Origin of the sequence: Rossellomorea marisflavi, from assembly GCF_022170785.1 — a bacterium.
GTDB classification, from domain to species: domain Bacteria; phylum Bacillota; class Bacilli; order Bacillales; family Bacillaceae_B; genus Rossellomorea; species Rossellomorea marisflavi_B.
This window is the reverse complement of the sequence record NZ_CP081870.1, coordinates 1,584,450-1,610,002: the sequence shown is the minus strand read 5'-3', so window position 1 is coordinate 1,610,002 and position 25,553 is coordinate 1,584,450. Positions and strand designations below refer to the sequence as shown.

Here is a 25,553-nt window from a genome sequence, read left to right as displayed (position 1 = left end):
GAAGTTCCCCATTCGTCAATGAGATAATGAAGCAATGACCGACAGTAGAAAGGAAGACCCTCATGCCAAAAGAAATCGAAATTGAATTCAAGAACCTTCTTACATCCGAAGAGTTTGTTAAGCTCTCTTCAGCGTTCAATGTGAAAGAAGCGGATTTTCTGCACCAGGCCAATCACTACTTCGATACCGAAGATTTCAAACTGAAGGAAGCCCGTTCAGCCCTTAGGATCCGGTCCAAGAGTGGACACCATACGCTGACATTGAAGACCCCCCACGGCGAAGACCTGCTCGAAACCAACCAGCCCCTAAGCGGAGATGAAGCCGCTTTTCTTCTCAAGGATAGAAGATTCCCTGAGGGTGAAGTGCGGGATACCATCCTCGGACTCAATATCGATCCAGACACCCTGCTCCACTTCGGGACGCTGAATACAATACGCTCCGAACAACGATTCAAAGGTGGGCTACTGGTTCTGGATCAGAGCGAGTACCTGGATAAAGAAGACTATGAACTGGAATATGAAGTAGCGGACAGGACCGAAGGAGAAGCCATCTTCCTCGAACTTCTTGAGACGTTCCAGATCCCGGTTCGACAGACCAAGAACAAAGTCAGGCGCTTTTATGATGAGTTGAAGAAAAAGCAGAAGGAAAATCCTTCACAGTAGAGGAATCTTACCGATAGTAACTGTATACGCCTACTAATCAGAGCAAGGAGATCCGATACATGAACATCCAACAAGTAAAAGCGATGATGGAGCTTCAGGCACTCGGTAACCTCGGGTCCATCGCCTCATCATCAAGCGAAGGCACGAATGTGTTCCAAACCGTGCTTGAAAATGCTCTTCAGACAACCGGGACCGACACATTGGGGAGTGTACAGAATCTCCTCGATACTATGCCCCAGCAGGCACTTTCTCCGACGCTTCCCCTTTCCCAAAAGCGTGATGCAAGCAAGGGGCCGGAAACAGGCATCGACTCCATCATCAGCAGGGCCGCCGAACGCTACGGGATACCCGCTAAGCTGATCCACTCCGTCGTGAAGCAGGAGTCGGGTTATGACCCTTCCTCCACCAGTCACGCAGGTGCTGCAGGATTGATGCAGCTCATGCCCGGAACAGCTCGTGGGCTCGGGGTCACTGACGTCTTTGATCCTGAACAGAACGTCTTTGCCGGCTCTAAGTATCTGAAACAGATGCTGGTGAAATATGACGGGGACATGAAGCTTGCCTTGGCGGCTTACAATGCTGGACCCGGGAATGTAGATAAGTACAGTGGAGTGCCCCCTTTCCAGGAAACTCAGAACTATGTGAGAAAAATCATGGATTCTTATTACGCATGAGCCGGCCATCTGGGCCGGCTTTTTTTTATTTCCCCGCCCCCCTTTCATACGTTTCCCCCATCGAGGTCACACTATGGTTGAAGGGCAAGCCGATTTGTTTGTGCTAACACGGCAGGCTTGCTAGAATGAACTTACAAACTTAGTAAAAAGGAGTCATTCTTATGGTCGAGAAACCTAACATGCCCTATAATCTAATCGGCGAAAAGAAACTCTCCATGCTCGTAGAAGCGTTTTACCATAGAGTAGCCCGCCATCCGGAGCTGTCGAACCTGTTCCCGGATGATTTGACCGAAACAGCACGGAAACAAAAACAATTCCTGACACAATACCTGGGGGGGCCGCCGATCTACACGGAAGAACATGGACATCCCATGCTCCGTGCGCGACATCTTCCCTTCCCGATTACCGAGTCACGTGCCAAGGCATGGCTCGGCTGTATGCATGAAGCAATGGACGACGTACAATTAGAGGGTCCTGTACGCGAAGATTTCTTCCATCGCCTTGCACTCACCGCGCACCATATGGTGAATACCGATGAACGGGAGCAGAATGACATTGACTAGCGTGAATTGGCATCCGTTGAAGGGATGCAGCGCCGATAAGAAGCCTCTGGAAATCTATATGTTCGTCGACCCTCTTTGTCCGGAATGCTGGGCCCTGGAACCCATCATGAAAAAGCTTCATATCGAATATGGTCAATACTTCCGCATCCGCTACATCCTGAGTGGTCAGCTGTCCTCGCTGAATATCGCAACGAGAAAGAAACAAGCGGATCTCGCCCAGCACTGGGATAAGACCGCCAGCCGTTCGGGGATGTCTTGCGACGGCAGCCTATGGAAAGAAAATCCCATCGATTCGCCTTATGTGGTATCATTCGCCATCAAGGCAGCCGAACTTCAGGGGAAACATCAGGGCATCCGATTCCTTCGTTGTCTTCAGGAGCGATTATTCCTTGAAAAAAGGGATGTATCCTCCATCGATGTATTAAAGGAATGCGCCACTGCAGCCAAGCTGGACCTGAACGAATTCATGAACGATATCCACTCCGATTCTGCTGCGAAGGCGTTCAAGTGTGATGTTAAGATCACATCCGAGATGGAAGTCGAAGAGATCCCTACCCTGGTTTTCTTCAATGAAAACATTGAAGACGAAGGGTTGAAGATCGCAGGTATGTATCCTTATGACGTCTACGTACACATCATTGAAGAAATGCTTGCAGAGAAACCGGAAAAAAAGACGCTTCCCTCACTGGATGTATTCTTGAAGCACTATCGCCTGGTCGGTACGATGGAAATTGCCGTTGTATACGATTTATCGGTTGAGGAAGTAGAGAAAGAAATGAAAAAGTGGGCCCTTCAGCAGAAGGTGAAGAAGATCCCCGCAAAGCACGGGACATTTTGGAGATATATCGGGTAATTAATTATCCCGATATAATAATAATCGCACAAATGGAAAAGCCGATGTTGTCGCCAACATCGGCTTTTCAAATACGAACAAAGGGGATGGGAGAAATTTTTCACGGTCAAACAAAGGGGTATATGTTTGCTTGTGATCAACTTCACACTGATAATATACCATGAGCCGGCTGGCTATGACAAGAGTTTGTATGGTATTTCACAATATTGTCATATTCCATTGAATGAGAATTCACTCTGGCACATATACATAGTAAAAAACGGCTTCCAAAGGAGACGTGCTCATGGTGAAACAGGTGATCCTCCTGATACTCATCGGAATCAGTTTCATCCTCAATATTTTCGGTCTCATGAAGCTGATCCCGATTTATGTCACATCCCCGATTCTTTTCGTATGCGTGCTGATCTTCATCCATTCACTCTTCACACGCCATCGATTCAAAGGTTTTCAACGCTGATTTCTGCCCGAAAGCAAAGACGCCCGCTAGTGGTTCAGCGGGCGTCTTTTTATTTAAACGCTTATTGGAGTTTCTCAAGAAGGGCTTCCATTTCATTGAGTTTTTCTTCAAAGACCTTGCACGCTTCCTCAACCGGCGAGGACGTTGTCATATCGACTCCCGCCTTTTTGAGCACCTCAATCGGATAATCCGAGCTTCCTGCTTTCAGGAACTCGATATACCGTTTGACTGCAGGCTCGCCTTCTTCAAGGATCTGATGGCTAAGGGCCGTTGCAGCCGAGAAGCCTGTGGCATATTGATAGACGTAGTAATTGTAATAGAAGTGAGGGATCCTTGCCCATTCCAGTCCGATCTCCTCATCAATCATGATTTCCTCACCGAAGTACTTCTTGTTGAGTTCATAATATTCCTTCGTCAGGTATTCCGACGTTAGAGCCACGCCTTCCTGGGCTTTTTTGTGGATATGATGTTCAAACTCGGCAAACATGGTCTGGCGGAATACCGTACCTCTGAATCCTTCGAGATAGTGGTTCAACAAATAAAGACGCTTCTTCTCATCGTCGATCGTTTTCAATAAATAGTCATTGAGGAGGGCTTCGTTGCACGTTGATGCCACTTCCGCCACGAAGATGGAATAATTTCCGTACGTGTAAGGTTGTGCGCTCCTTGTGTAATAACTATGGACACTGTGGCCGAACTCATGGGCAAGGGTAAACAGATTGTTCACATTATCCTGCCAGTTCATAAGGATATACGGATTCGTCCCATACGCCCCCGATGAATAGGCCCCGCTCCTCTTCCCTTTGTTCTCCACAACGTCCACCCAGCGGTTATCAAACCCTTCCTTCAGGACATTCGCATACTCTTCGCCGAGAGGCTTGAGGCCGTCAAGGATCATCTTCTGGGCTTCATCATACCCGACTTCCATTTTGACTTCCTTCACAAGCGGAGTGTACAAGTCATACATATGGACTTCATCGAGCTCAAGGACCTTTTTGCGCAGCTTCACATATCGCTGAAGGAGATGCAGATTGCTGTTGACGGTCTCAACCAGGTTATCATACACCTGCTCGGGAATATTATTGTTTGAAAGGGCCGCATGGCGTGCTGAATCAAAGTTCCGAACTTTCGCTGAGAAATTATCTTTCTTCACGGCACCGCTCAGTGTAGAAGCGAATGTATTGCGGAACTTACCATACGTCTCATAGACTTTTTCAAACGCTTCTTTCCTGACTGCGCGATCACCGCTCTCCATGAAACGGATGAATCGCCCGTGGGTGATTTCCGTTACTTCCCCGTTTTCATCTTTGATACTTGGAAATTCAAGATCGGCATTATTCAGCATTCCGAATGTATTGCTTGATGAACTGAACACCTCTGATGCCTGCGCCAGAAGGGACTCTTCCTTCTCAGTCAGAATATGAGGACGTTGAAGGTTGATCTCTTCAAGGGCATGGGCATAAACCTTCAGTTCAGCTTTTTCTTCAAGGAATGATGCAATCCTTTCCTCCTCGATGGAAAGAACCTCCGGAACCAGATAGGCAAATGCGCTGCCGAGCTTTGTATAAAGACTCTTCGCCCTGTCGTCCATCCCCTGATAATGGGAGTTGGTGGTATCCTGGTCGTAGCGCATATGTGAGTATGTATAAACCTTCCCCATCCGCTCAAGGATCTCATCCTGGAAAGCAAAAGCGGCATATAGTTCATCTGCTCCGTTGCCGAGTGTTCCTTTGAAATCCCCTGCCTTGCCTGAAAGCTCCTGGATCTCTTTGAACTCTTTCTCCCAGGCTTCGTCACTCGGGAAGATATCTTCAAGCCTCCACGTTAGCTCCTGCTTTACTTCACTGCGGGTCGGCAGGCGTTTTACAGCTGTTTCATTAGACATAGTGATCCTCCATCCTCATTTTTTGCAATTTTTCCTTAATAGTACTATTCTCTCTCAACGAACGTATTCCTGCAACTAATCGGTCTCACTATACTATATGCGGAACCGCGCTGAAAAATCCGCTCGGTGGAGCATATAGAGATCGAACGTCGCCGGGCATTCCCACTGTTGAAGAAGTCTGCACATCCCTCCCTCCATTCGGACCATTCCGAGCTTCTCCAATAAAGATAAGTACCAGTTGACGGCTTCCTCTATAGGGCAGCCACCTTGGTCCACAAGGGGCAGATCCCTGACCCGCACCTCACCTCTCTCTGACCTCACAGCCATTGCAGAAACGATTGTGCCGAGTCCTGCGTCCCTTTTCTTCAACGCATCACTCCAAAGGTAATACTGCCAGATGACAGGGTGCGTTTCGATCCGGTAGTGGGGAAGTAGACCCACCCATTGAGGTAGATACAATAACGTATCACCTGACTGGTATACTTCCTGCTTAAAGGCTTGCTCGGTTGGGTACCTGAGGATGCGTTGGATCCAACCAGTCCTCGAGCGATCCCAAATTTTGTAGGGAAATGATCTTACAGGTGCTTGGGTAGTCATGGGTATGGTGAATTCACTTACGGGAATCTTGTGAATCGTGCAAGCATGGAAGGTATTCGCAGAAAGGGGGATGAGATTTTGGTAGAGATGGAATTCTTGTCGATCAGGGAGGAAAAGAAGAAGGAATAAGCCAAGGGGTTCTGCATGGCGCAGGAAGGTTTGCTGAAACGATGAAAGCCTGAGTGCCCCGCTCGGCCTGGGGGCTCCTTCCGTTAACAGCCATATCACTTGGATGCCGAGAGACCGGTACCCCTCTGTCCGCTTCTTCAGTTCTGCTGCAGAGAGGGTCGAACACTGGACCTCGACTGCCATTCTTGCGCTCCCCGAATTGATGAACACATCGGCAATCTGATTGATTTCCTTTAAGAAATACTCCACTTTCACATCCGGGAACAGACTGTGGAACCGATCATAAAGGATTTTCTTACCCGAGTGGTGAAGACGGGACTCCCCTTTATGCATGACGGGGCAGTCTTGCTTTAGTTGGTGGGCGAAATGCGGGATGGTCTTGCTTCCGATTTTGAGGACCAAGGGCTTACGACAGTGGGGACAAGTGATCGTTGGAGTGGATGAACGTAGCTTCAAGAGTTCTCCTCTCGAATGATGGAACGCGGTGACTAAACGGTTATTGACATGAGCAGTCAGCATGAAACACCTCCTCCACACTCATTCTACGTGCGCACGTCCATTTCCTTTCCCCCATCAAAAAAACTTCCCCGGGATTCCCCGGGAAAGTTCATAATAACGGTGAGAGCAGACGAGATGTTGATTCAAGGAACCTGTACCCAAGATGGCGCTTTTGGAATGTATCGAGTGACAGCTCTTCTGCATGGAGCAGGTCATGCTCATATTCAGTCATAAGATCAAGGGTGCTTTCCGTCTTGTAAAGGAAGGCGTTGACCTCAAAATTCAAATGAAAGCTCCTCATGTCCATATTGGACGTGCCGATCGAAGCTAGTTCACCATCCACGATGAGGATCTTACTGTGCATGAAGCCCTTTTGGTATTCATAGATCCTGACACCCGCTTCAAGGAGCTCAGGGAAATAGGAACGGGAAGCGTGGAACACAATTCTTTTATCAGGCTTGTGGGGTACAAGAAGCCTCACATCCACTCCGCTGAGGGCGGCAATCTTCAAGGCTGAGAATATATCTTCATCCGGTATGAAATAGGGTGACGCAACCCACACACTCTTTTGAGCAGATGTGATCATGGAGAAGAACAGATTCTTCAGGACGCTGACTTCATTGTCAGGTCCTCCCGCGATCATCTGCACGCCTCCGTCCCCCTCGCTTGGGTCAGGAGTAAGATAACCTGGTGTGATGAAATCGTCACTCGTCATATAGTACCAATCCTGGAGGAAGATAAGCTGCAGGGTCCTGACGGCATCCCCTTTCACCATCAGGTGGGTATCCCTCCAGAATCCAAAGGAAGGGTTCTTCCCAAGATACTCATCACCTATATTCAACCCACCCACAAAGCCGATGGAACCGTCTATGACGATGATCTTGCGATGATTGCGGAAATTGAACTTATTATTCAGGATGGGTATTTTAACCGGACCGAATGGAACCATCTCGACTCCTGCTTCTTTCAATTCGGTGATGTATTTCCTGGAAAGCTGCCATGAACCCACAGCGTCATATAAGAAGCGGATCTTCACCCCTTCGCTGGCTTTTTGGATGAGGACCTCCTTGATTTGAGAGCCGATGTCATCATGACGGACAATATAGTATTCAAGATGGATATGATGTTTCGCCGTCTTCAGCCAGTCCAAAATCTCCTGGAACGTTTCATCACCATTGGTCAGCACCTTTGTCGAAGAAGAAAAGGAAATCGAACTGTTGCCGATTCGCCTGGCTAGACGGAAATACTTGTCCTGAAACAAATCCCGATCCATTTCTTTCGGACCAGGTTCATACCGCAGATAGGTCTGCTTATCCAATATGTATTTTTTCTTGAACATCCGTTCCTTCCGGAAGTTCCTGCCAAACAACAGATAAAAGATAAAGCCCAGGAACGGAAATGCTCCGAGCACCACGAGCCATGTCAACGTCTGGGTCGGATGGCGGTTTTCGAAGAAGATCAAAAATCCGATCAAGATGACGGAGAAGGTGAACAACAAGCTGACGTATTTGACTACACCATGTAAGTACTGATCAAAGTAGAGCAGGTAACTGATAACAAGTACCAGCAGGAACAAGAGAACACGCACTGTATTTTTCACACTCGTGAACACCTTTCAGGATGGATTCTTAAAAATAAAGAAATACCGATTTCATCAGAAACCGGTATTGGGCATTATGCAAAATGTGTACGTAACGTACCGAATACATCTTCAGCCATGACGACTTTTCCATATTCCTCAAGACGATGTACAGTCATGCGTGATTCATCCGCATATTCGAGGAGCATGCTGAGCGTATTCTCCATTTCCTCTTCCGTAAAGTGTTCTTCGGAAAACTTAATGTATAGATAATATTTATTTTCATAAGCCAATAGCTTTGTGGCCATTTGCTCCAACGGCTGGTCCTTCATCCGGTGGGCAAGGGAGATCGCATCTTCAAAATCACGGAATGTAAGAGTGAAATCGAGTGAAGCATCCCCTTCTCCTTCAGGGTCCTGCTTGATCTGGAAGTGCTGATCGAGGAGTTCTTCAATCCGTTCATCAACCGGCAGATCCTTCAGCTTTTCTTCAGGGATCGGCAGTTCGAAACGTTGACCATCTTTGGAGACCTGTGCACGGGTCACGAGGATCTCAAGTCCCTTATCAAGGGCCTGAACCTGGATCCAAAGGGGGCCTTCGATTCCGAAGTCTTCTTCCTGATGAACTTCATCCATCATCTCCCAGAATAGCTCCTCGCTCCTCTCACGGTTATACCAGATTTCTTCCCTGTCAAAACCGCGATCTTCGATATCCCCATAAGATATATAAAACTTGACTGTATTTTCGTTAATGCGTTCGATTTCCATTTGACACCTCTCCCTTCTTGCATGAAGTTAGTGAAGGGACTGCACCCTCCGAGCCTTGCAGCTCGATTGCTGGTGAAGATAGAAGAAACAGTTAGGTTAGTTTGTACCTTGTACTTCTATTTTATGTTGATTCCACTGAAATGGGAATACATTTTGCACCCATTTTACTTCACATATCCTGCTGATTAACTAAGTGTTTTTGCCAGTTTAGCGGATATTTGCAGAAAATTCAAGTGATAAAACTCGTCCAATGTAAAAGGGGACCAGCTGAAAAGGATACGCAACGTACCTTCATTAGCTGGCCCCCTTTTTTTAGAAAAGGTACCCGGCCATTCCGACCGGGGCGGATATGAATTAGTTAACCATGCGCTGAGCTTCCATGAGTTGGAATGTACGAACTTTCCTTGGAAGGAAACGTCTGATTTCGTCTTCATTGTAACCTACTTGCAGGCGTTTTTCATCCAAGATGATCGGGCGTCTGAGAAGCCCAGGATTCTGTTGGATCAGTTCGAACAACTCTTGCAGAGGAAGGGTCTCCAGGTCGACGTTCAGCTTTTGGAATGTTTTCGAACGAGTCGAAATGATCTCATCCGTTCCATCCTCAGTCATGCGAAGGATTTCCTTGATTTCATCAATGCTCAATGGCTCAGAAAAAACGTTGCGCTCTGTATATGGAATCTCATGTTCTTCTAACCAAGCTTTTGCCTTACGACAAGATGTACAACTAGGTGAAGTGAATAATGTTACCACGAATCATTCACACTCCCTCAAGATTTTTTTGAAAAGATTATGGTAGAGTATTATTTAAACGTATACGGTTTAATTAAAATAAGTTTAAATAAGCAATCTCTATAACGTATTATACATGAATAATGTTTTGTTGAATATACTTTTAACCAATTTGTCAATTTTCTTATACATTTGTTTAACAAAGTATAATCATATCCATTTACTCTACATATACCCCTTCTGCTCACTGTTAAACATAAGAGTCCATTTTCATTTAGAAAACCTTATTGCGAATCGCAATAAGGTTGGTGTGCTACAGTTTTTTTAATACATCTCCGTCACGATCCTCATCCATTGTCAAAACATCCTCCACTGACTCGTAGGATTCACCGTAAAACGTTTCATCTTTATAAGTATGAATCAGTTCGTAGGTTTTCTTCATGGATTCATAAATCATTTCTTCAGGCTCATCCTGAGGTGCCCAGTAAAGGATTTCCATTGGATTGACTTCATTCGTTGCAAGGGATCTTCTCGCATATCCGATTGTCACGGCATGTTTGAACCCTTCCCTTTTGTAGAATTTAAGGCGCTTTTCAGTGTCGGTATCGTCATAGTCCACTGGTTCCACCTCCAGGAGGATCGGTTTCTTCCTCTCTTTCAGCTTTTCAATCAGTTTGCTTCCAAGACCTTGGCCCCTGGCATCCTTTGAGACGAACAGATAGTCAATGAAGATGAACTCCTCGAGTTCCGCATACATTAGAACGTGATACTGTCCTTCATCTTTGTGATAGATATCGCTTCTTTCCTTTAAAAGCGTTTCCATATGTTCGCGCGATTTCATTTCCTCTACAGGAAAATATTGATTTAGTTTCTCATACCAATGCATGGATCTACTCCTTCTGAAAATGTTTTTGCATTACTAGAATTCTCTAAATGGTAAAATGTATGTCAGATTTGAGAGAGGGGTTTTCACGCCTAAGGGTGAAAAAAGGGGATTTCGGTAGACACTCTACTTATAATGATAGCAGTATGTGGTGTATTGTCAAATGTCCACCTCGTGTAAAGGGCTAGATCCTACGTTCACTTAATAGAAGAAAACGGTGAGGATCTTTCATTAAACTGAAAGATCCTCACCGTCAATTGATCAAGGCGTGTAATCCACACCTCTTGTGTAGGAGTTTCCTGCATCCCATAGTAGGAACTCATTGATTCCGTTATCATTAAGCGCTTTGATTTGCGCCTCTACTTCTGCTTTTCCATATGCTTTATAGTTTCCAGCGCCGAGCCAAGAGGCCGTAAAATCCTGCAGCCATGGGCGGGAAGTAGGTGGATCCTTCAGCTCATCCAGCTTCTTATTCTCGAGCTTGGAATATTCAGCAACCAATTTGTACGGCTCAAGATCAGGTTTGTCGATCCCGAAATAAGACGTCCAGTGACTCGGGTAGATCATGGATGAAATCACATCGACATTCTCTGAGATTTTAGAGAAATTCTGGCCGATCCCCGGAGCTTCAGGCAATGTGGCGCTGTAGCCAAAAATATCAACAGAAACTTCGACATCATAGGGTTCCAGCTGCTTGTGAGCGTATTCGACAAAATCCGTTACAGCGTGTACGCGTTTTTGTACGTTATCGGAGTCTTCACTTGTGTACGTCCCTCCATCATACTTCAACTCATCGTCACGGGTTTCGAAGCCTTCAGGGAATCGCACATAGTCAAACTGAATTTCCTTGAAGCCCATCTTTGCAGCTTCAATGGCAATGCCCACATTATAATCCCATACTTCTTTCATGAAGGGATTGACGAAGGATTCCCCGCGTCCGTTCTTCCACACATCATTTCCATCTACAAATGAGAGTTCAGGTTTTTTATTGGCTAGGACCGTATCTTTGAATACCACCACGCGCGCGATGGGATAGATCTTCTTCTCTTCCATCGTCTTCAAAACCTGTTTCGGGTCTTTGATGAAAGGCTGGCCGATATCATGATAGGGTGACGACTCCTCTGGTACATACGTCAGATTCCCATTATCATCCTTGATATCCACGACCATTGCATTCAGATCCGTCTCTTCGATCAGCTTCGTCAGCTGACCGAATTTGGATCCACCAGCTGAATGACCCGTCACATAGATACCGCGGACGGCGTCAGGATACTCAAAGTTCAAACCGGAATCGTACTTAAAGCGTGGGGACACGCTCCCATCCTTTTCCTTCATCGCCATCGCTCTTACTTGATGTGTTCCGGCCTCTTTTCCAGTTCCTTCGGCATCTGCCGTCTGGAAAGGAAGCGCACACAATACTGCGACCCCTGCCGCAGCAGCAGCCCATTTTTTCCACTTCAAAGCGAACCTCTCCTCTATTCGTCTAGTAAAATATGTATCTCCTCTACCTATTCTAACAATGATTGAACTTGAAAGAAAAGGGAAAACGGACAGATAATGTCGAAATTTCCGAAAAGATGTGATTTCTGTCGTTTTCTTCTCACCTGAATGATGATTATGGTAGGAAACAACATACCTTAGTCGTGATCCTACCGCTTCATCCTTCTTACCTAAAGGAGTTAAACCAAATCAGCAGAATCTTGTCGATTTTAGCGTACAGAGATTACGAGCGTATGGCCCTTCAGCAAAAAAGAAGACCCCCAGGTCCAGGAGTCTTCTTTTTCTCAATGCTTGTATTGTGCTTGATACTGGACGAATTCTTTTTCAGAACAATAGACGAAATGTCCTGGTGCGACTTCGCGCATTTCAAGTTTGTCATCAGATGTATAGTTATGGACAGCCGTGTTATATTCTTTCCTTCTGCGGTTGCGCTCATAATCAGGATCCGGAAGTGGAATCGCCGACAGGAGTGATTGCGTATACGGGTGCAGCGGATTATTGTACAGGGCATCACTTGGTGCCAGTTCTACAAGCTTACCGTAGTACATGACTCCGATCCTGTCACTGATGTATTTAACCATGGAAAGATCATGAGCAATGAATAGGTACGTTAGTCCCTTTTCTTTTTGAAGCTCCTGCATAAGATTCACGACCTGCGCCTGGATGGATACATCCAGTGCAGAGATCGGCTCATCGGCGATGATGAAATCAGGTTCCACTGCCAGTGCGCGGGCGATCCCGATACGCTGACGTTGCCCCCCTGAGAATTCATGAGGATAGCGGCCTGCATGCTCTTTGTTAAGTCCGACTGTTTCAAGAAGGTCATGAACCCTCTTCATCCGATCTTGTTTATTTGTAGCAAGACCGTGAATATCGATTCCTTCTGCAATGATGTCTGCGACTTTCATACGCGGATTCAAACTAGCATATGGATCCTGGAAAATCATCTGCATTTTACGGTTGAAGTTCTTCAGCTGCGAACGGGATTTTTTCCCGTGAACGTCATCTCCATTAAAGAGTACTTGACCGTCTGTTGCATCATAAAGGCGGATGATGGTCCGTCCGGTAGTGGATTTTCCACAACCCGATTCACCAACAAGACCGAGCGTTTCTCCTTTATAGATATCAAAGCTGATGTCATCGACGGCTTTGACCATATTTGCTTTACCAGGATTGAAATATTGTTTCAGGTTTTTGATTTCCAATAATTTTTCAGCCATTATACACGTACCCCCTCAACAAGTACAGGCTCTGCAAAGTTGGAAGGCATTCTGCGATACCTTACTTTCACTGCCTCTGGTGGCTCAACTTTCGGAGCGTCCGGATGAAGCAACCACGATTTTACATAGTGAGTATCAGAAACCTGGTAATATGGTGGCTCCTGCTCAAAATCGATCTTCATGGCGTAATCGCTTCTTAGTGCAAAGGCATCCCCCTTAGGAGGATTCAACAGATCCGGAGGCGTTCCGGGAATTGCACTGAGATGCTGTTCACCGTCTGTGTCGGTCGTCGGCATGGAGCTGATCAATCCCCATGTATACGGATGACGAGGATCGTAGAAGATTTCATCCACCGTTCCCGTTTCAACGATTTGTCCGCCGTACATAACGGCTACGCGGTCTGCCACATTCGCCACTACCCCAAGGTCATGGGTAATGAAAATGATGGACGTATCGATTTTGTTTTGCAGATCCTTCATCAGTTCAAGGATCTGTGCTTGAATTGTTACATCAAGTGCCGTTGTAGGTTCGTCTGCAATCAGGATCTTCGGATTGCAAGCAAGGGCAATCGCGATGACCACACGCTGACGCTGACCACCGGAGAACTGGTGGGGATACTGTTTGAAACGGGTGTCAGGACTTGGCAGACCAACAAGCTTCAGAAGTTCGATGGCACGTTTCTTTGCATCCGGTTTGCTCATATTCTGATGTTTTAATAGCGGCTCCATGATTTGTTTCCCGATTGTCATGGTCGGGTTCAGAGAAGTCATTGGATCCTGAAAGATCATGGAAATATCTTTCCCGCGGATCTTTTGCATTTCCTTCTCAGGTATTTTAGCAAGATCTTTTCCTTCAAACATCATTTCGCCGTGCTTGATGAATCCAGGCGGGTTTGGAATCAGACGCATCAGTGCTTTCGTCGTAACAGACTTACCTGATCCAGATTCTCCAACGATCGCCAATGTTTCACCTTTATCTAAGTGTAAATCCACACCGCGAACGGCTTTCACTTCTCCAGCATGAGTATTAAAGGAGACGTGCAGATTTTTGACTTCCAACACTTTTTCCATATTTTATATCCCCCTTTTTCTTACTTACGCAGTTTTGGATCTAGAGCATCCCTTAGCCCATCGGCCATAAGATTGAAGCTCAGGATGATCAATGAAATGACCGCTGACGGAATCAGCATCATATGCGGGTAGGACTGAATGGATCTATACCCGTCATTAACCAATGATCCGAGTGATGCCTTCGGCGGTGCTATACCGAGTCCGATAAAGCTCAGGAACGCTTCCGTATAGATGGCGCCAGGAACCGTGAACATCGTAGTGATGATAACCGGCCCCATTACGTTCGGTAAAAGATGTTTGAAGATCAAACGATTATTTGGTGCTCCCAATGTACGGGATGCCAATACGAATTCCTGATTCTTAAGCTGTAGGATCTGCCCGCGGACAATCCGGGCCATACTCGTCCATCCCGTCAATACCATCGCCATGGTAATAGAGAATATTCCTGGATCAAACACCAAGATAAAGAGAATGATAACAATCAAGTTTGGTATACCGACAAGGACTTCAATGATACGCTGCATGATATCATCAATTCTTCCACCGTAGTATCCGGATATCCCACCGTAAGAAATTCCGATCAAGAAGTCGATGACGGCTGCCAGGATCCCGATATAAAGGGAAACTTGAGTCCCTTTCCACACACGTGTCCAAAGGTCACGGCCCAAGTCATCTGTTCCGAACCAATAATTTTCTTTCACTTGACGCGCTTCGTAGACATCAAAGCCTTCATGATCCTTCCCGTCAAACGGAAGCCAGCTGATTCCAGACAACGCTTCGATTTTTGGAGGAAGTTTGGCGTGACGGATATTTTGATCAGAGAACTTATGATCATTCATCATTGGTCCAACAAATGCAAAGAACACAATTATAAGTGTTATAATCATCCCGATGATGGTCCCCTTGCTCTTACGCAGACGGATCCATGCATCCTGGTAGAAGTTCAAACTTGGTCGTTCAATTTTTTCAGCCTGTGCACTTGATGCTTTTTGTCGTTGGAAGAGGTCTTTTGACAGCTGCTCTTGATTCTTTTTGTTTGGTTCCATTATTTCTTCCCTCCAACTAGACGAATACGCGGATCAATAATTCCATAAAGGATATCCACCAAGAAAATGACGGCAACAAGAAGAACACTATAGAATAATGTAACACCCATAATGACCGTATAATCATTTGTATTGATTGAACGTACGAACTGCTCTCCCAATCCAGGCACGGCAAAAATCTGTTCTATAACCATGGTACCCGTCATGATACCGACAGTCATCGGCCCAAGGATCGTGATGATTGGAATCATAGCATTCCGAACACCATGCTTCACGATGACATTTGTGTTTGTCGTACCTTTTGCTTTAGCCAGTAATATATAGTCTGTATTAAGGATTTCGATCATTTCAGTTCTCATATAACGGGCGATTGTGGCGACTACCCCTACTGTCAGGGCGAGGGTCGGAAGGATCGTATGTTTATACTCTCCCCATAACGCTACAGGTAGGATTTCCCACTTAACACCGACGTAATATTGCAGAAGTGCTGCAAATACGAACGAAGGAATTGAAATACCCAGAACGGCTAGGAATGTAGACCCATAGTCAACCCAGGTGTTCTGTCTTATAGCCGCAATGATCCCGATAATCAAACCGAAGATTGTCCCTAATACCATTGCTTGGAAACCAAGAAGTGCGGAAGGTCCTATACGGTCAGCGATCATTTGAGAAACCGGGCGATTGTCATATTGGAATGACAAACCCAAGTCCCCTTGCACCAAGTTCGTCATATAGGTGACATACTGAACCGGCAGTGGATCATTGAGTCCGTATTTATCTAGGATGATTTGTTGTTGTTGCGGAGACAGTCTCTCTTGATTTGTGAGTGGAGTCCCTGGAAGGAGCTTCATCAAGAAGAATGTGGCGGTTGCAATAATAAGCAAAGTGATGATCATATAAACAATACGCTTGATAGTATATTTGACCATGCTTAGCCCCCCTTTTCTATGTTTATACTACTTCTCCATTATAGCGATAATCGACAAATTTTCAATTTATTTTTTAAATTGCGAAAATTGTCGCTTATCACTGGAAAAGGAGAGCGTATGCCTATGCATACACTCTCCTTCAGAAGGTTCAACTTAGAGCGTTTTAGTTCTCGATAGAAGCCCACTTGTAAGAGTAGTCAGCTCCGAAAGAGTGATCCAATACGTTTTTCACGTATGGACGCTCAAGGTAAGAAACACCTCGTTGGTAGATCGGGCTGATTGCTTGATCATCGAAGAGGATCTTTTCAGCATCAACCATTGCTTGCCAGCGAGCTTCTGGATCAGAAGAAAGCTCAGTCTTAGCTTGTTCGATCAATTTGTCAAATTCAGGGTTAGAGTAACCCATTTGGTTATGTGCACCATCTGTTACGAACATATCCAGGAACGTCATCGGATCTGGATAATCCGGACCCCAACCTGCGAAGGAGAAGTCATAGTCACCTTTTGATTCTAGGTCGAGCTTTTGTTTGAACGGCTGAGCTTTGATCTTAACAGTCAATCCGTCAAGATTGGACTCAAGTTGCTCTTTGAAGTACTCACCGATTTTCGCAGAAGCTTCACTGTCATAGTTCAATAGTTCAAGCTCTACATTGTCAATGCCAGTTTCTTTTTTGGCTTTTGCCCAGTAGTCTTTTGCCTTTTCTACGTCAAATCCACCGTATGCTTCTCCAGCAGTTTCACGGTACTCTTTTCCATCTGGACCTGTAACGAAGTCCTTAGGAACGAGGTAGTAAGCTGGCACAGAACCGTTGTTCAATAGAACGTCGACCATACCTTGCTTGTCGTATGCAGAGTCAAATGCTTTACGTGCATTTTCATTTTTCAGGATTTCAGAGTTTTTAGAGTCTTGGTTCAAACGAAGGAAGAATACAGACGCTTCTCCGCGCGTTTTGAAGTTTTCATCGTTTTTGTACTTATCAACAAACTCAGCGCTTAGGCCAACCCTGTCGATTTTGTTAGTTTCATAAAGGTTAACGGCAGTTGTTGTATCTTTTACGATGCTGAAGTTAACTTCTTCAAGTTTAACAGTGTCAGCATCCCAGTAATCTTTGTTCTTCGTAAGTTTGAAGCTTTGCTCATGCTTCCACTCAGAAAGTGTGAAAGGTCCGTTGTATACTGCTGTATCAGCTTCTAGTCCATATTTATCGCCTTGTTCTTCAATGAACTTTTGGTTTTGCGGATAGAAAGTTGCGAAAGAAAGCAACGCTTTGAAGTAAGGAACTTCAGTCTCCAATTCAATTTCAAGAGTTTTGTCATCAAGTGCTTTGATTCCAAGTTCTTCAGGTTTCGCTTTACCTTCATTTACTTTGGAAGCATTTTTAACATCAGACATGATGTACGCATACTCAGCTGCTGTGTCTGGATTTAGAACACGTTGCCATCCGTATACGAAGTCTTGAGCAGTGACTGGGTCACCGTTAGACCATTTTGCATCACGTAGCTTGAATGTATACTTTTTACCGTCTTCACTTACTTCAGGCTCTTCAGCAGCGATACCCAGCTCAGCCTCATCGTTTTCACCTAGGCGGTAAAGACCTTCGTACACCTGGTTCATAACGTTGAATGATACTGCATCTGTTGCAAGCGCTGAATCCATTGACGGGATTTCGGAAGCTTCGGCAAGATTCAATACTTGCTCGTCTTTCGTGTCAGATCCCCCAGCTGCCCCTTCTTTTTTGCCATCAGTCTTCTTGTCTCCGCCACAGGCAGCCAAGAAAGTACTCACAGCTAGAAGAAGAACCAGTAATAAAGAAAACTTTTTCTTCATCTTGAAATTGACCTCCTCATACTTCTCATATTTATTTATCTTCTAATTTTCAGAAGATTTGTTACTTATTATACATGATAGAGATATTTTTGCAATACGAATTTAACAGTTTTTTTGCTAAATAATCAGTTTACTAGGTAATAAGGTGTTAAAACCTTGATATATAAGGGTTCTGAAATAGCATTCAGGGTGGTTTGTCCCATTACAAATGTTACAATCACCCAATTAAACCAGCGATTTTCCTGGCGTTTTTCCTTCTTTATCGAAAGAAAGCGTTCTCCCATCTTCATTATAATTATCTAGTATGGCGGATAGATATAAAAAACTGTGAATTCGTGCTCTTGCTTCCTTTTCAAAACTTGAACGCTTCGGGTATACTTCTATAGGAGAACAGCATGCATTCCTGATCGTTTCTATTGGAAGGAATGCTTGAAATCATTTTGGAAGTGAAGGTGCAACATGATGAAACGTTTACGCGTCCTACCGATGGTCACATTACTTTACCTTGCTGCGGTCTATCTTGTCCGTTACATGAATGGATCGAATTTGCTCCTTTCCCTCATTGATACTTTATTCATCGTCGGAATTTCTTATGCTTCTATAGCCGCCTTGATGTTTGTTTTCCAAAACGGTTTCTTGAATGGGATCTTATATGCCTTCAAGCGCTTCAGGTCAAGGTCGAAGAAAGATGAATACGTGGCGCAGTTCGATGACGTGGAGGAACGGAAGGAAATTCACGAGGTGTATGCAGTGAGAGAACCATTCCGCCTGACGGCACCCCTTTTCTATATCGGGATTTTATCCCTTGCCGTATCCCTGATCCTCTCATATTCTCTCTATACTTGATTTCGGCGCTTTTTTTTCATATAATGACTTTTGCATATATGAAACAAGCTTTGACAAAGAGTAGTACCCCGCTTGCCGGTTCCAAGAGAGCCTGCGTCCGCTGAAAGCAGGCATCCGCTTGCGGGGGAATGGACTTTCGAGCTTCCCCGGTGAAAGCAGTAGCCGGAGACGGACCCCTTCCGTTAACCGGGGACCATGCAAAGCATGGACTAAGCCGACTCATTCCTGAGTAACTTAGGGTGGCACCGCGGAAACAACCCATTCGTCCCTATATTTTTTGGACGGGTGGGTTTTATTTTTGGCCGGATGGTCATGATGATACAGGAACTGTACTATAGGAGGAATGAAGATGAAAACGATTTTTAGCGGCATTCAGCCGAGCGGGACGATCACGCTTGGTAATTACATCGGAGCTATGAAGCAATTCACCGAGCTTCAGGAAGAGTATGATTGCTATTTCTGCGTGGTCGACCAGCATGCGATCACTGTTGCCCAGGATAAAGCAGAACTGCGCAAAAATATCCGCAGCCTTGCTGCCCTCTATATTGCTTGTGGGATCGATCCCGAGAAAGCGACGCTTTTCATTCAGTCGGAGGTTCCGGCTCACGCACAGGCCGGATGGATCCTGCAGTGCGTGACCTATATCGGTGAACTTGAGCGCATGACTCAGTTCAAGGATAAGTCCCATGGAAAAGAAGCCGTATCTGCCGGTCTACTAACCTACCCTCCCCTCATGGCAGCCGATATCCTGCTCTATGGTACGGACCTTGTCCCTGTCGGAGAGGATCAGAAGCAGCATCTCGAGCTTGCGCGGAACCTTGCGGAGCGTTTCAATAAGAAATACAATGATATCTTCACGGTTCCGGAGGTGCGCATCCCGAAAGTAGGAGCACGTGTGATGTCCCTTCAGGATCCACTAAAGAAAATGAGCAAATCCGACGAGAACAAAAAGGCGTTCATTACACTGCTTGATGACCCTAAAGTCATTGAAAAGAAAATCAAGAGCGCTGTGACGGATTCGGATGGAATCGTCCGATTCGACCGGGATGAAAAGCCTGGGGTTTCGAATCTGCTCTCTATCTACTCGATTCTTGAAGGCACTCCGATTGCCGAACTTGAGGAGCGATATGATGGAAAAGGATATGGCGATTTCAAAGGCGACCTTGCCAAAGTGGTTGTGGATGCCATCAAGCCGATTCAGGACCGCTATTACGAGCTGATCGATTCCGAGGAACTTGATGATATCCTTGATCGCGGAGCTGAGAAAGCGAATCGAACCGCAGGGAAGATGCTGAAGAAAATGGAAAAGGCCATGGGTCTTGGAAGAAAAGAACGGAAAAAGCGATAAACTAAAGAACCTTGAGCATGGGCTCAAGGTTCTTTTTGTTCAATTTACTTTTGGACGATTCTCTACTTCCCATAACTTTTCGAAAAATGGTTGTCCTTTAATCAGATTCTCGCAGAGTGACAGATGCTTGTCGGACCATCCGTATTTTGTGTCCTCATAAAGCATCTGCCATGCTTCGTGGAAATCGAGCTCCTGGATCGTCCTGTATTGTTCCGGGGCCCACTCGGTATACCAGTATCTCACTTCAGCGGTGTTCTCCGATGTGCGCAGTTGATCGAGGGCCATGAAAAGAAGCTGTTTCAACTGCCTTTCCTTGCGTGTCAGCCCACTCATCATGAACGGGTTTGGAGAAAGGATGTGGTACGCTTCCTCCCGCTTTTGATCAGGCTTGAACTCATATTCAAGCTCTTCTTGACTTTCCACCATTTCATAAACGAGCTGTTCCTGACGCGGTATCAGGCGGCTCTTCCTGATCGGGACGGTGTAACCGATCGTATCGACGGCCAGAATCGCCGTCCCATCGGTGACCACGAAGCAATAATCCTGTTGAATGCGTTCATGGTTCTTTCTGAGATACGCTTTTTGATACACATCATTCAGCATCTGCCGAGGTAATTCTGATAAATCATTCTCGATGTAATGATACAACTCTTTGCCGACTTTCAATAGAGGCACCTGATCCAGCAACTCGATGACGTCCTCTTTTCTCCATTCGTGAAAATGGCAGATATTATATCCGTTTTCTTCCCCTTCGAACCAATTGACCCATACATCATGAAGATATAACATGATTGACCCCTCGCTTTACTACATTGTTTGGTTGTCAATCAGTATGGTCAATCACCTGTGGATTTATTCGTGCTCTCCCCTGTTTTATCCTATGGGCCGTAGTTACCCTAGAAAAGTCTCTGATGGGAGGCCCAGCATCATCACACTATTCATTCCGTTCTTCTCCGCGAATGACCGTACGAGCCGGTAACCGATGGCGTACCCCAGCAGCTCTGGGTAGTGTCTTTTCCCGTGGAGAAGTTCATCATGAAGGGGTGATTTCCTCGTTAGATCAGCATGGGGTTCGATCCATTCCTTGAACCATCCGCTCAATTCCTCTTCAGTATATTTCCTTGTCCACGGAGCAGCATAGTCAACGCCGCAATATTCCCTCACGGCATTCTCGGCCAGTCCCTCGAAGATGACAGAATCAAGGAGGGTATATTCCTCCTCTTTACCCGCCAGCTTTTTCATACGGGTGCAATGGTGGTATTCATGAACAAATAGTGCCTCATATTCTTTGTGATCCTCCAATTTTTGAAGAAAAAGAAACATTTCATCAAAAAAGCAAACTCCTGATTTTTTTGCCGGTTCCCTGAATAAGACTCTCCTCGGCTCTAGGGGAAATAAGTAGATGGGTATATCAGGTCCTTTCCATTTTCTTTTGTACCTTTTCTCAAAAACGGAAAGCCTCTTCCATAGATCGTCAGACTTAAGCTCATTAAAGCGTTCTTCCATCTGCCTAGACGGGCGATACATTCCTTGTTTTCGGAGGTAGGCATAGAAAGCTGCTGCTTCTCCTTCCCCTCTTTTCGTCCTTTCTAACAACTCGACCGGGTCATCGAATGTTTGATCCATCCACTCGTCTGTCGGGATCACTGGCATCATTATCCCTCTTTCCTGCTGATTTGGTTCATGTATATGCAATCTGCAGTAGAGTTAGAAAAAAAGCCCGCCGAAAGATTCGGCGGACTCACGATTACTTCACATATTTTTTGAATACGAGCGTGGCATTATGGCCACCAAAGCCCAGGGAGTTACTCATGGCAACATTGACTTCCTGCTCACGTGCTTCATTGGCTACATAGTCCAGATCGCAGTCAGGATCCGGATTTTGAAGGTTGATTGTCGGTGGAAGCTTTCCATCCTTCATGGCAAGAACCGTAAAGATCGCTTCCACTCCACCCGCTGCACCAAGAAGGTGACCGGTCATGGATTTTGTGGAGCTCATGGCCAGGCGGTTGGCATGATCACCGAATACCTCTTTGACGGCCATGGTTTCATACTTGTCATTATAAGCCGTACTTGTACCATGGGCATTGATGTAATCCATTTGATCAGGCGTTACACCGGCATCATCAAGTGCCATCTTCATGGCACGCGCTCCACCTTCCCCGCCTGGTGCAGGGGCGGTGATGTGATAGGCATCACCCGTGCAGCCATAGCCGACGATTTCAGCATAGATCGTTGCTCCGCGTTTCACCGCGTGTTCGAGTTCTTCCAGGATGACAATCCCCGCTCCTTCACCGATGACGAAGCCGTCACGTTCAGAGTCGAATGGTCTTGAAGCCGTTTCCGGATCGGGATTGGTCGAAAGGGCCGTGTTGGCGCAGAAACCGGCTACGGACATTTTCGTGATTGGTGCTTCCGCTCCACCCGTGATCATGACATCCGCGTCACCACGCTGGATGACCTTGAATGCATCACCGATGGAATTCGTGCCTGTTGCACAGGCCGTTACGGTACAGGAGTTGAAACCTTTTGCTCCTAGGAGGATCGATACCTGGCCGGCAGCCATGTCCGGGATCATCATCGGAACGAAGAACGGGCTCACCCTACGGTATCCACGCTTAAGGAAGGTTTCATACTGGGTTTCGAATGTTTCCATCCCGCCGATTCCAGAACCGATCCATGTACCGACACGGTTGGCATTTTCCTCCGTGATTTCAAGGTTGGCGTCTTTCACTGCCATCAAGGACGCTGCGATGGCATAATGAGTGAAACGGTCCATCTTACGCGCTTCCTTCTTTTCAATCCCGAAGTCTTCAATATTGAAATCTTTCAGTTCAGCCGCTACCTTGGCAGGATACTCATCAGCATTCAGCCTTGTGAGTGGCCCGACCCCGGATTTCCCAGCAAGGGCATTCGCCCACGTTGTTTCTACATCATTTCCTAATGGATTGACGGTACCCAATCCTGTTACGACAACACGTTTCATATCCATTGTTCGGTCTCCTTTATCGTATAAGTAGTAGAAGATAGATTTTTATCGATTATTTTCCCCAGCGCATGACAATCGCACCCCAGGTCAAGCCTCCACCGAAGCCCACCATGACGACGACGTCATCTTCTTTCACCCTTCCGGCCTCAAGATCCTCGACGAGTGAAATCGGAATGGATGCGGCAGATGTGTTTCCATATTTATTCACGGTCTTGGACATCTTCTCAACAGGCAACTCCAAACGCTGTCTTGCAGCTTCCATGATGCGGATATTCGCCTGGTGAGGAATGAGGAAATCGACGTCCTCTTTATCCAGCCCTGCTTTATTGATGACGTTGATGGAGGATTCACCCATCTGGCGGACAGCGAACTTGAATACTTCGCGACCATTCATGATGATGTGCTCATCCTGATAAAGATGCTTTGCACCGGTTCCATCAGAACCCAGCTCGAAAGCGAGGATCCCTTTCCCATCTGGTACAGGACCCATGACGGCAGCCCCGGCCCCATCACCGAATAGGACGGCAGTATTGCGGTCATCCCAATCTGTGATTTTCGACAGCTTCTCCACACCGACGACAAGGATATGCTTGTAGGCTCCATTGTCGATGAATTGTTTTGCGGTTATCATACCATACATGAAGCCTGCACATGCAGCACTGATATCCATGGCTGCCGCTTTCTTGGCCCCCAGGCGCTCCTGGAGGAGACATCCGACGGAAGGGAACGGCTGATCAGGTGTAACGGTTGCCACAAGGATCAGGTCGATATCCTCAGGTGAGATGCCTGCATCCTCGATGGCATTCTTCGCTGCTTCATAGGCCATATCCGATGTATCAATATCATCCCCTGCAACACGTCTCTCTTCAATCCCCGTCCGAGTACGGATCCATTCGTCCGATGTATCCACCATTTTTTCCAAATCGGCATTGGTCAATATCTTCTCAGGCAGATAGCGCCCTATTCCAATGATTCCAGTATTCATATCGGCATCCCCCTGTTTTACCTTCGCTTTATTATCAATTATTATGACTTGGTACTAATTTTAACGGACTTTTACTCTTTCTGCAATTCTTTTTGCCTTAGTTTTGCATTATCAGACCCAAGTTTCCTTGAAGTGTCCCTAAAGGTTTTTTACGATTCACTGGAAAGTGTATTCGATTCAGGCTGGGTGAATGATATACTCCCACTTGACCCGGAGCAAGGACTTCTATTTAGACTTGCTCTTCGAACCTGGCTAGTGAGTAACCCACTTTTCATCACATACGAAAAAACCCAAGAGGGACTGAACGTCACTGCTCCTGGGTTTTATGATGAACAGAGGGTGTATTTCCCCCTACTGTTCTATGTACATTACTTCGTTGCGTCTTGCTTACCTAGTTCATATGCTTCATTCATGACGTTGGTGAACATTGACAGGAAGGGTTCGATCATCTCCGGGCTAAGCTGGATTCCTGATTTTTCGAGCTGTTCCTGTGCTTCTGGAAGATACTTCATCGCTATCTGCAAGAATTGCATCGTTTTGTCTTCATTCATAATGGCGGCTCCTTTCCGTTGGGTAGTTTTCCGGTATCGACATACGCTTTGATATGCTGGTTCATCTCGGTCTTGAATCCGGCAGGGACGACAGGGCTGAATTCTCCCATGGAGATGACCCCGTCCTGGAAATCGAATTCAAGATTACCAGACTCAAGTTCACCGGCAGTATATTTCCCGGCAATCAGTTCATACAGCTTGTCGGCATGCTGGACCGTACTCGTCAACACCGTTGTTTCCCCAAGGTCTGACTGGTCGCTCACATACCCGATGGCATAGCGACCTGATTCCTTGAGTTTTTCAATTACAGCCACATTATACCCGTCCCCTGCTGGATATACAACGTCCACGTCTTGATCGAGAAGCCCGTCGAGCCTATCGAGTGCAACCTCCGAGTGGTCCCAGTGGCCCGTATATTCGACCAGGACCTCGGCTTTACCATTTTGGTATCTGGCTCCATCAATGAACCCTTGGACTTCCGGCTGCCAGGAAAAGGCTGCAATGACGCCGAGTCGATCCGTATTTGTCTGGGAAGCAGCAGTCATTCCTCCGAAAAACCCCATGGCGTACCCTTTGAACGTCAAGCTGGTAGTATTCTTCTCCGTAGCGTCCCCATTGAAGCTTACCAGATGCATATTCTTATGCTCTGATGCCACCTCATTGAATATGGAAGAGTATTCATTCCCATGGCCGAACACAAGATTGACGTCCTCTTTTTCAAATTCATCCAGGGCATGCCGGACCGACGTGTCTCCATTCATTCCCTCTTTATAGTAAACCTTCACATCGAACTCTTTCTGGATGCCCAAAAGACCTTGATACCCTTTTGTCCCCCAAACGCCATCATCGATCGTTTCCGGGACCAGCAGGCCAGCATTGTCCATCTCTCCTGACCGGCTACCGGCAGTACAGCCCCCCAGCAGCAAAAGGATCATCGACAAGTGAAAAAATCTCATGATCAAGTA

The 25,553-nt window shown here is 46.2% G+C and carries 25 protein-coding genes and 1 other annotated feature; of the genes, 7 read left to right on the top strand and 18 right to left on the bottom strand.

The features are described 5' to 3' along the window. Positions 1-62 precede the first annotated feature (62 nt). From K6T23_RS08575 to K6T23_RS08555, 5 genes are all read left to right on the top strand, one after another. Positions 63-662 carry a CYTH domain-containing protein gene (locus K6T23_RS08575; protein WP_079515828.1) on the top strand — a complete coding sequence of 200 codons (600 nt, stop codon included), beginning with the start codon at positions 63-65 and terminating at the stop codon, positions 660-662. 59 nt (positions 663-721) lie between these two features. Further along, the gene (locus K6T23_RS08570) at positions 722-1,336 is read left to right on the top strand and encodes a lytic transglycosylase domain-containing protein (protein ID WP_238284159.1); all 615 of its coding nucleotides are present in this window, start codon (positions 722-724) and stop codon (positions 1,334-1,336) included. 161 nt (positions 1,337-1,497) lie between these two features. Then, entirely contained in the window at positions 1,498-1,899 is a 402-nt protein-coding gene (locus tag K6T23_RS08565) for a globin domain-containing protein (RefSeq protein WP_053427531.1), read from the top strand. Continuing rightward, positions 1,886-2,752 (top strand): ClpXP adapter SpxH family protein, encoded by an 867-nt coding sequence (locus K6T23_RS08560; protein WP_235563651.1) that lies wholly within the window; start codon positions 1,886-1,888, stop codon positions 2,750-2,752. Before K6T23_RS08565 ends, K6T23_RS08560 begins: the two co-directional genes overlap by 14 nt. Positions 2,753-3,035: 283 nt before the next feature. Beyond that, positions 3,036-3,209, top strand: a complete 174-nt coding sequence (locus K6T23_RS08555; protein ID WP_179125790.1) for a hypothetical protein — start codon at positions 3,036-3,038, stop codon at positions 3,207-3,209. A 61-nt stretch (positions 3,210-3,270) separates the two neighbouring features. Here K6T23_RS08555 and pepF read toward each other — a convergent pair whose 3' ends face one another. From pepF to K6T23_RS08495, 12 genes are all read right to left on the bottom strand, one after another. Continuing rightward, positions 3,271-5,094: an oligoendopeptidase F gene (pepF, locus tag K6T23_RS08550; RefSeq protein ID WP_148985432.1), complete on the bottom strand. Its 1,824-nt coding sequence runs from the start codon at positions 5,092-5,094 to the stop codon at positions 3,271-3,273. Positions 5,095-5,187: 93 nt separating this feature from the next. Further along, on the bottom strand, positions 5,188-6,339 hold the full coding sequence (locus tag K6T23_RS08545) for a competence protein CoiA (protein ID WP_238284158.1): 1,152 nt from the start codon (positions 6,337-6,339) through the stop codon (positions 5,188-5,190). Between the two features lie 88 nt (positions 6,340-6,427). After that, positions 6,428-7,918, bottom strand: coding sequence for a cardiolipin synthase (gene cls, locus K6T23_RS08540; protein ID WP_056537807.1), 1,491 nt, complete (start codon positions 7,916-7,918; stop codon positions 6,428-6,430). Between the two features lie 74 nt (positions 7,919-7,992). Next, positions 7,993-8,664, bottom strand: coding sequence for an adaptor protein MecA (mecA, locus tag K6T23_RS08535; protein ID WP_053427535.1), 672 nt, complete (start codon positions 8,662-8,664; stop codon positions 7,993-7,995). Between the two features lie 354 nt (positions 8,665-9,018). Beyond that, positions 9,019-9,414 carry a transcriptional regulator SpxA gene (gene spxA, locus K6T23_RS08530; protein WP_048004318.1) on the bottom strand — a complete coding sequence of 132 codons (396 nt, stop codon included), beginning with the start codon at positions 9,412-9,414 and terminating at the stop codon, positions 9,019-9,021. A gap of 292 nt (positions 9,415-9,706) precedes the next feature. Continuing rightward, positions 9,707-10,279 (bottom strand): GNAT family N-acetyltransferase, encoded by a 573-nt coding sequence (locus K6T23_RS08525; RefSeq protein ID WP_148985435.1) that lies wholly within the window; start codon positions 10,277-10,279, stop codon positions 9,707-9,709. A gap of 258 nt (positions 10,280-10,537) precedes the next feature. Next, the gene (locus K6T23_RS08520) at positions 10,538-11,737 is read right to left on the bottom strand and encodes a putative glycoside hydrolase (RefSeq protein WP_056537814.1); all 1,200 of its coding nucleotides are present in this window, start codon (positions 11,735-11,737) and stop codon (positions 10,538-10,540) included. A 323-nt stretch (positions 11,738-12,060) separates the two neighbouring features. Beyond that, positions 12,061-12,996, bottom strand: coding sequence for an ABC transporter ATP-binding protein (locus tag K6T23_RS08515; RefSeq protein ID WP_238284157.1), 936 nt, complete (start codon positions 12,994-12,996; stop codon positions 12,061-12,063). Next, a complete protein-coding gene (locus K6T23_RS08510; protein WP_056537817.1) occupies positions 12,996-14,066 on the bottom strand; it encodes an ABC transporter ATP-binding protein in 1,071 nt (356 codons plus the stop codon). The genes K6T23_RS08515 and K6T23_RS08510 overlap by 1 nt, the downstream gene beginning before the upstream one ends. A 20-nt stretch (positions 14,067-14,086) precedes the next feature. Beyond that, entirely contained in the window at positions 14,087-15,112 is a 1,026-nt protein-coding gene (gene opp3C, locus K6T23_RS08505; RefSeq protein WP_238284156.1) for an oligopeptide ABC transporter permease, read from the bottom strand. Further along, the gene (opp3b, locus tag K6T23_RS08500; protein ID WP_056537824.1) at positions 15,112-16,041 is read right to left on the bottom strand and encodes an oligopeptide ABC transporter permease; all 930 of its coding nucleotides are present in this window, start codon (positions 16,039-16,041) and stop codon (positions 15,112-15,114) included. Before opp3b ends, opp3C begins: the two co-directional genes overlap by 1 nt. A 163-nt stretch (positions 16,042-16,204) precedes the next feature. Continuing rightward, positions 16,205-17,869 (bottom strand): peptide ABC transporter substrate-binding protein, encoded by a 1,665-nt coding sequence (locus tag K6T23_RS08495; protein ID WP_238284155.1) that lies wholly within the window; start codon positions 17,867-17,869, stop codon positions 16,205-16,207. Positions 17,870-18,328: 459 nt separating this feature from the next. Here K6T23_RS08495 and K6T23_RS08490 point away from each other — a divergent pair, with 459 nt between their 5' ends. Continuing rightward, complete coding sequence (locus K6T23_RS08490; protein WP_056537830.1) at positions 18,329-18,715, top strand: DUF3899 domain-containing protein; 387 nt, start codon at positions 18,329-18,331, stop codon at positions 18,713-18,715. A gap of 41 nt (positions 18,716-18,756) precedes the next feature. After that, positions 18,757-18,988, top strand: a binding site (T-box leader). Positions 18,989-19,064: 76 nt separating this feature from the next. Further along, on the top strand, positions 19,065-20,063 hold the full coding sequence (gene trpS, locus K6T23_RS08485) for a tryptophan--tRNA ligase (RefSeq protein WP_079515818.1): 999 nt from the start codon (positions 19,065-19,067) through the stop codon (positions 20,061-20,063). Positions 20,064-20,102: 39 nt separating this feature from the next. Here trpS and K6T23_RS08480 read toward each other — a convergent pair whose 3' ends face one another. From K6T23_RS08480 to K6T23_RS08455, 6 genes are all read right to left on the bottom strand, one after another. After that, the gene (locus K6T23_RS08480; protein ID WP_056537836.1) at positions 20,103-20,852 is read right to left on the bottom strand and encodes a YjbA family protein; all 750 of its coding nucleotides are present in this window, start codon (positions 20,850-20,852) and stop codon (positions 20,103-20,105) included. Positions 20,853-20,954: 102 nt separating this feature from the next. After that, positions 20,955-21,719, bottom strand: a complete 765-nt coding sequence (locus K6T23_RS08475) for a DUF2268 domain-containing putative Zn-dependent protease (RefSeq protein WP_238284154.1) — start codon at positions 21,717-21,719, stop codon at positions 20,955-20,957. Between the two features lie 91 nt (positions 21,720-21,810). Beyond that, positions 21,811-23,055 (bottom strand): beta-ketoacyl-ACP synthase II, encoded by a 1,245-nt coding sequence (gene fabF / locus K6T23_RS08470; protein ID WP_053427547.1) that lies wholly within the window; start codon positions 23,053-23,055, stop codon positions 21,811-21,813. Between the two features lie 49 nt (positions 23,056-23,104). Next, on the bottom strand, positions 23,105-24,037 hold the full coding sequence (locus tag K6T23_RS08465; RefSeq protein WP_056537841.1) for a beta-ketoacyl-ACP synthase III: 933 nt from the start codon (positions 24,035-24,037) through the stop codon (positions 23,105-23,107). 368 nt (positions 24,038-24,405) lie between these two features. After that, positions 24,406-24,588 (bottom strand): ComZ family protein, encoded by a 183-nt coding sequence (locus tag K6T23_RS08460; RefSeq protein WP_079515816.1) that lies wholly within the window; start codon positions 24,586-24,588, stop codon positions 24,406-24,408. Then, a complete protein-coding gene (locus tag K6T23_RS08455; RefSeq protein ID WP_273546614.1) occupies positions 24,585-25,550 on the bottom strand; it encodes a BMP family ABC transporter substrate-binding protein in 966 nt (321 codons plus the stop codon). Before K6T23_RS08455 ends, K6T23_RS08460 begins: the two co-directional genes overlap by 4 nt. Positions 25,551-25,553 lie beyond the last annotated feature (3 nt).

Coding starts and splice junctions, on each gene's coding strand:
- K6T23_RS08575 (WP_079515828.1), top strand. CDS start 63: ATGCCAAAAGAAATCGAAATTGAATTCAAGAACCTTCTTACATCCGAA.
- K6T23_RS08570 (WP_238284159.1), top strand. CDS start 722: ATGAACATCCAACAAGTAAAAGCGATGATGGAGCTTCAGGCACTCGGT.
- K6T23_RS08565 (WP_053427531.1), top strand. CDS start 1,498: ATGGTCGAGAAACCTAACATGCCCTATAATCTAATCGGCGAAAAGAAA.
- K6T23_RS08560 (WP_235563651.1), top strand. CDS start 1,886: ATGACATTGACTAGCGTGAATTGGCATCCGTTGAAGGGATGCAGCGCC.
- K6T23_RS08555 (WP_179125790.1), top strand. CDS start 3,036: ATGGTGAAACAGGTGATCCTCCTGATACTCATCGGAATCAGTTTCATC.
- pepF (WP_148985432.1), bottom strand. CDS start 5,094: ATGTCTAATGAAACAGCTGTAAAACGCCTGCCGACCCGCAGTGAAGTA.
- K6T23_RS08545 (WP_238284158.1), bottom strand. CDS start 6,339: ATGCTGACTGCTCATGTCAATAACCGTTTAGTCACCGCGTTCCATCAT.
- mecA (WP_053427535.1), bottom strand. CDS start 8,664: ATGGAAATCGAACGCATTAACGAAAATACAGTCAAGTTTTATATATCT.
- K6T23_RS08525 (WP_148985435.1), bottom strand. CDS start 10,279: ATGCATTGGTATGAGAAACTAAATCAATATTTTCCTGTAGAGGAAATG.
- K6T23_RS08515 (WP_238284157.1), bottom strand. CDS start 12,996: ATGGCTGAAAAATTATTGGAAATCAAAAACCTGAAACAATATTTCAAT.
- K6T23_RS08510 (WP_056537817.1), bottom strand. CDS start 14,066: ATGGAAAAAGTGTTGGAAGTCAAAAATCTGCACGTCTCCTTTAATACT.
- opp3C (WP_238284156.1), bottom strand. CDS start 15,112: ATGGAACCAAACAAAAAGAATCAAGAGCAGCTGTCAAAAGACCTCTTC.
- opp3b (WP_056537824.1), bottom strand. CDS start 16,041: ATGGTCAAATATACTATCAAGCGTATTGTTTATATGATCATCACTTTG.
- K6T23_RS08495 (WP_238284155.1), bottom strand. CDS start 17,869: ATGAAGAAAAAGTTTTCTTTATTACTGGTTCTTCTTCTAGCTGTGAGT.
- K6T23_RS08490 (WP_056537830.1), top strand. CDS start 18,329: ATGATGAAACGTTTACGCGTCCTACCGATGGTCACATTACTTTACCTT.
- trpS (WP_079515818.1), top strand. CDS start 19,065: ATGAAAACGATTTTTAGCGGCATTCAGCCGAGCGGGACGATCACGCTT.
- K6T23_RS08480 (WP_056537836.1), bottom strand. CDS start 20,852: ATGTTATATCTTCATGATGTATGGGTCAATTGGTTCGAAGGGGAAGAA.
- K6T23_RS08475 (WP_238284154.1), bottom strand. CDS start 21,719: ATGATGCCAGTGATCCCGACAGACGAGTGGATGGATCAAACATTCGAT.
- fabF (WP_053427547.1), bottom strand. CDS start 23,055: ATGGATATGAAACGTGTTGTCGTAACAGGATTGGGTACCGTCAATCCA.
- K6T23_RS08465 (WP_056537841.1), bottom strand. CDS start 24,037: ATGAATACTGGAATCATTGGAATAGGGCGCTATCTGCCTGAGAAGATA.
- K6T23_RS08460 (WP_079515816.1), bottom strand. CDS start 24,588: ATGAATGAAGACAAAACGATGCAATTCTTGCAGATAGCGATGAAGTAT.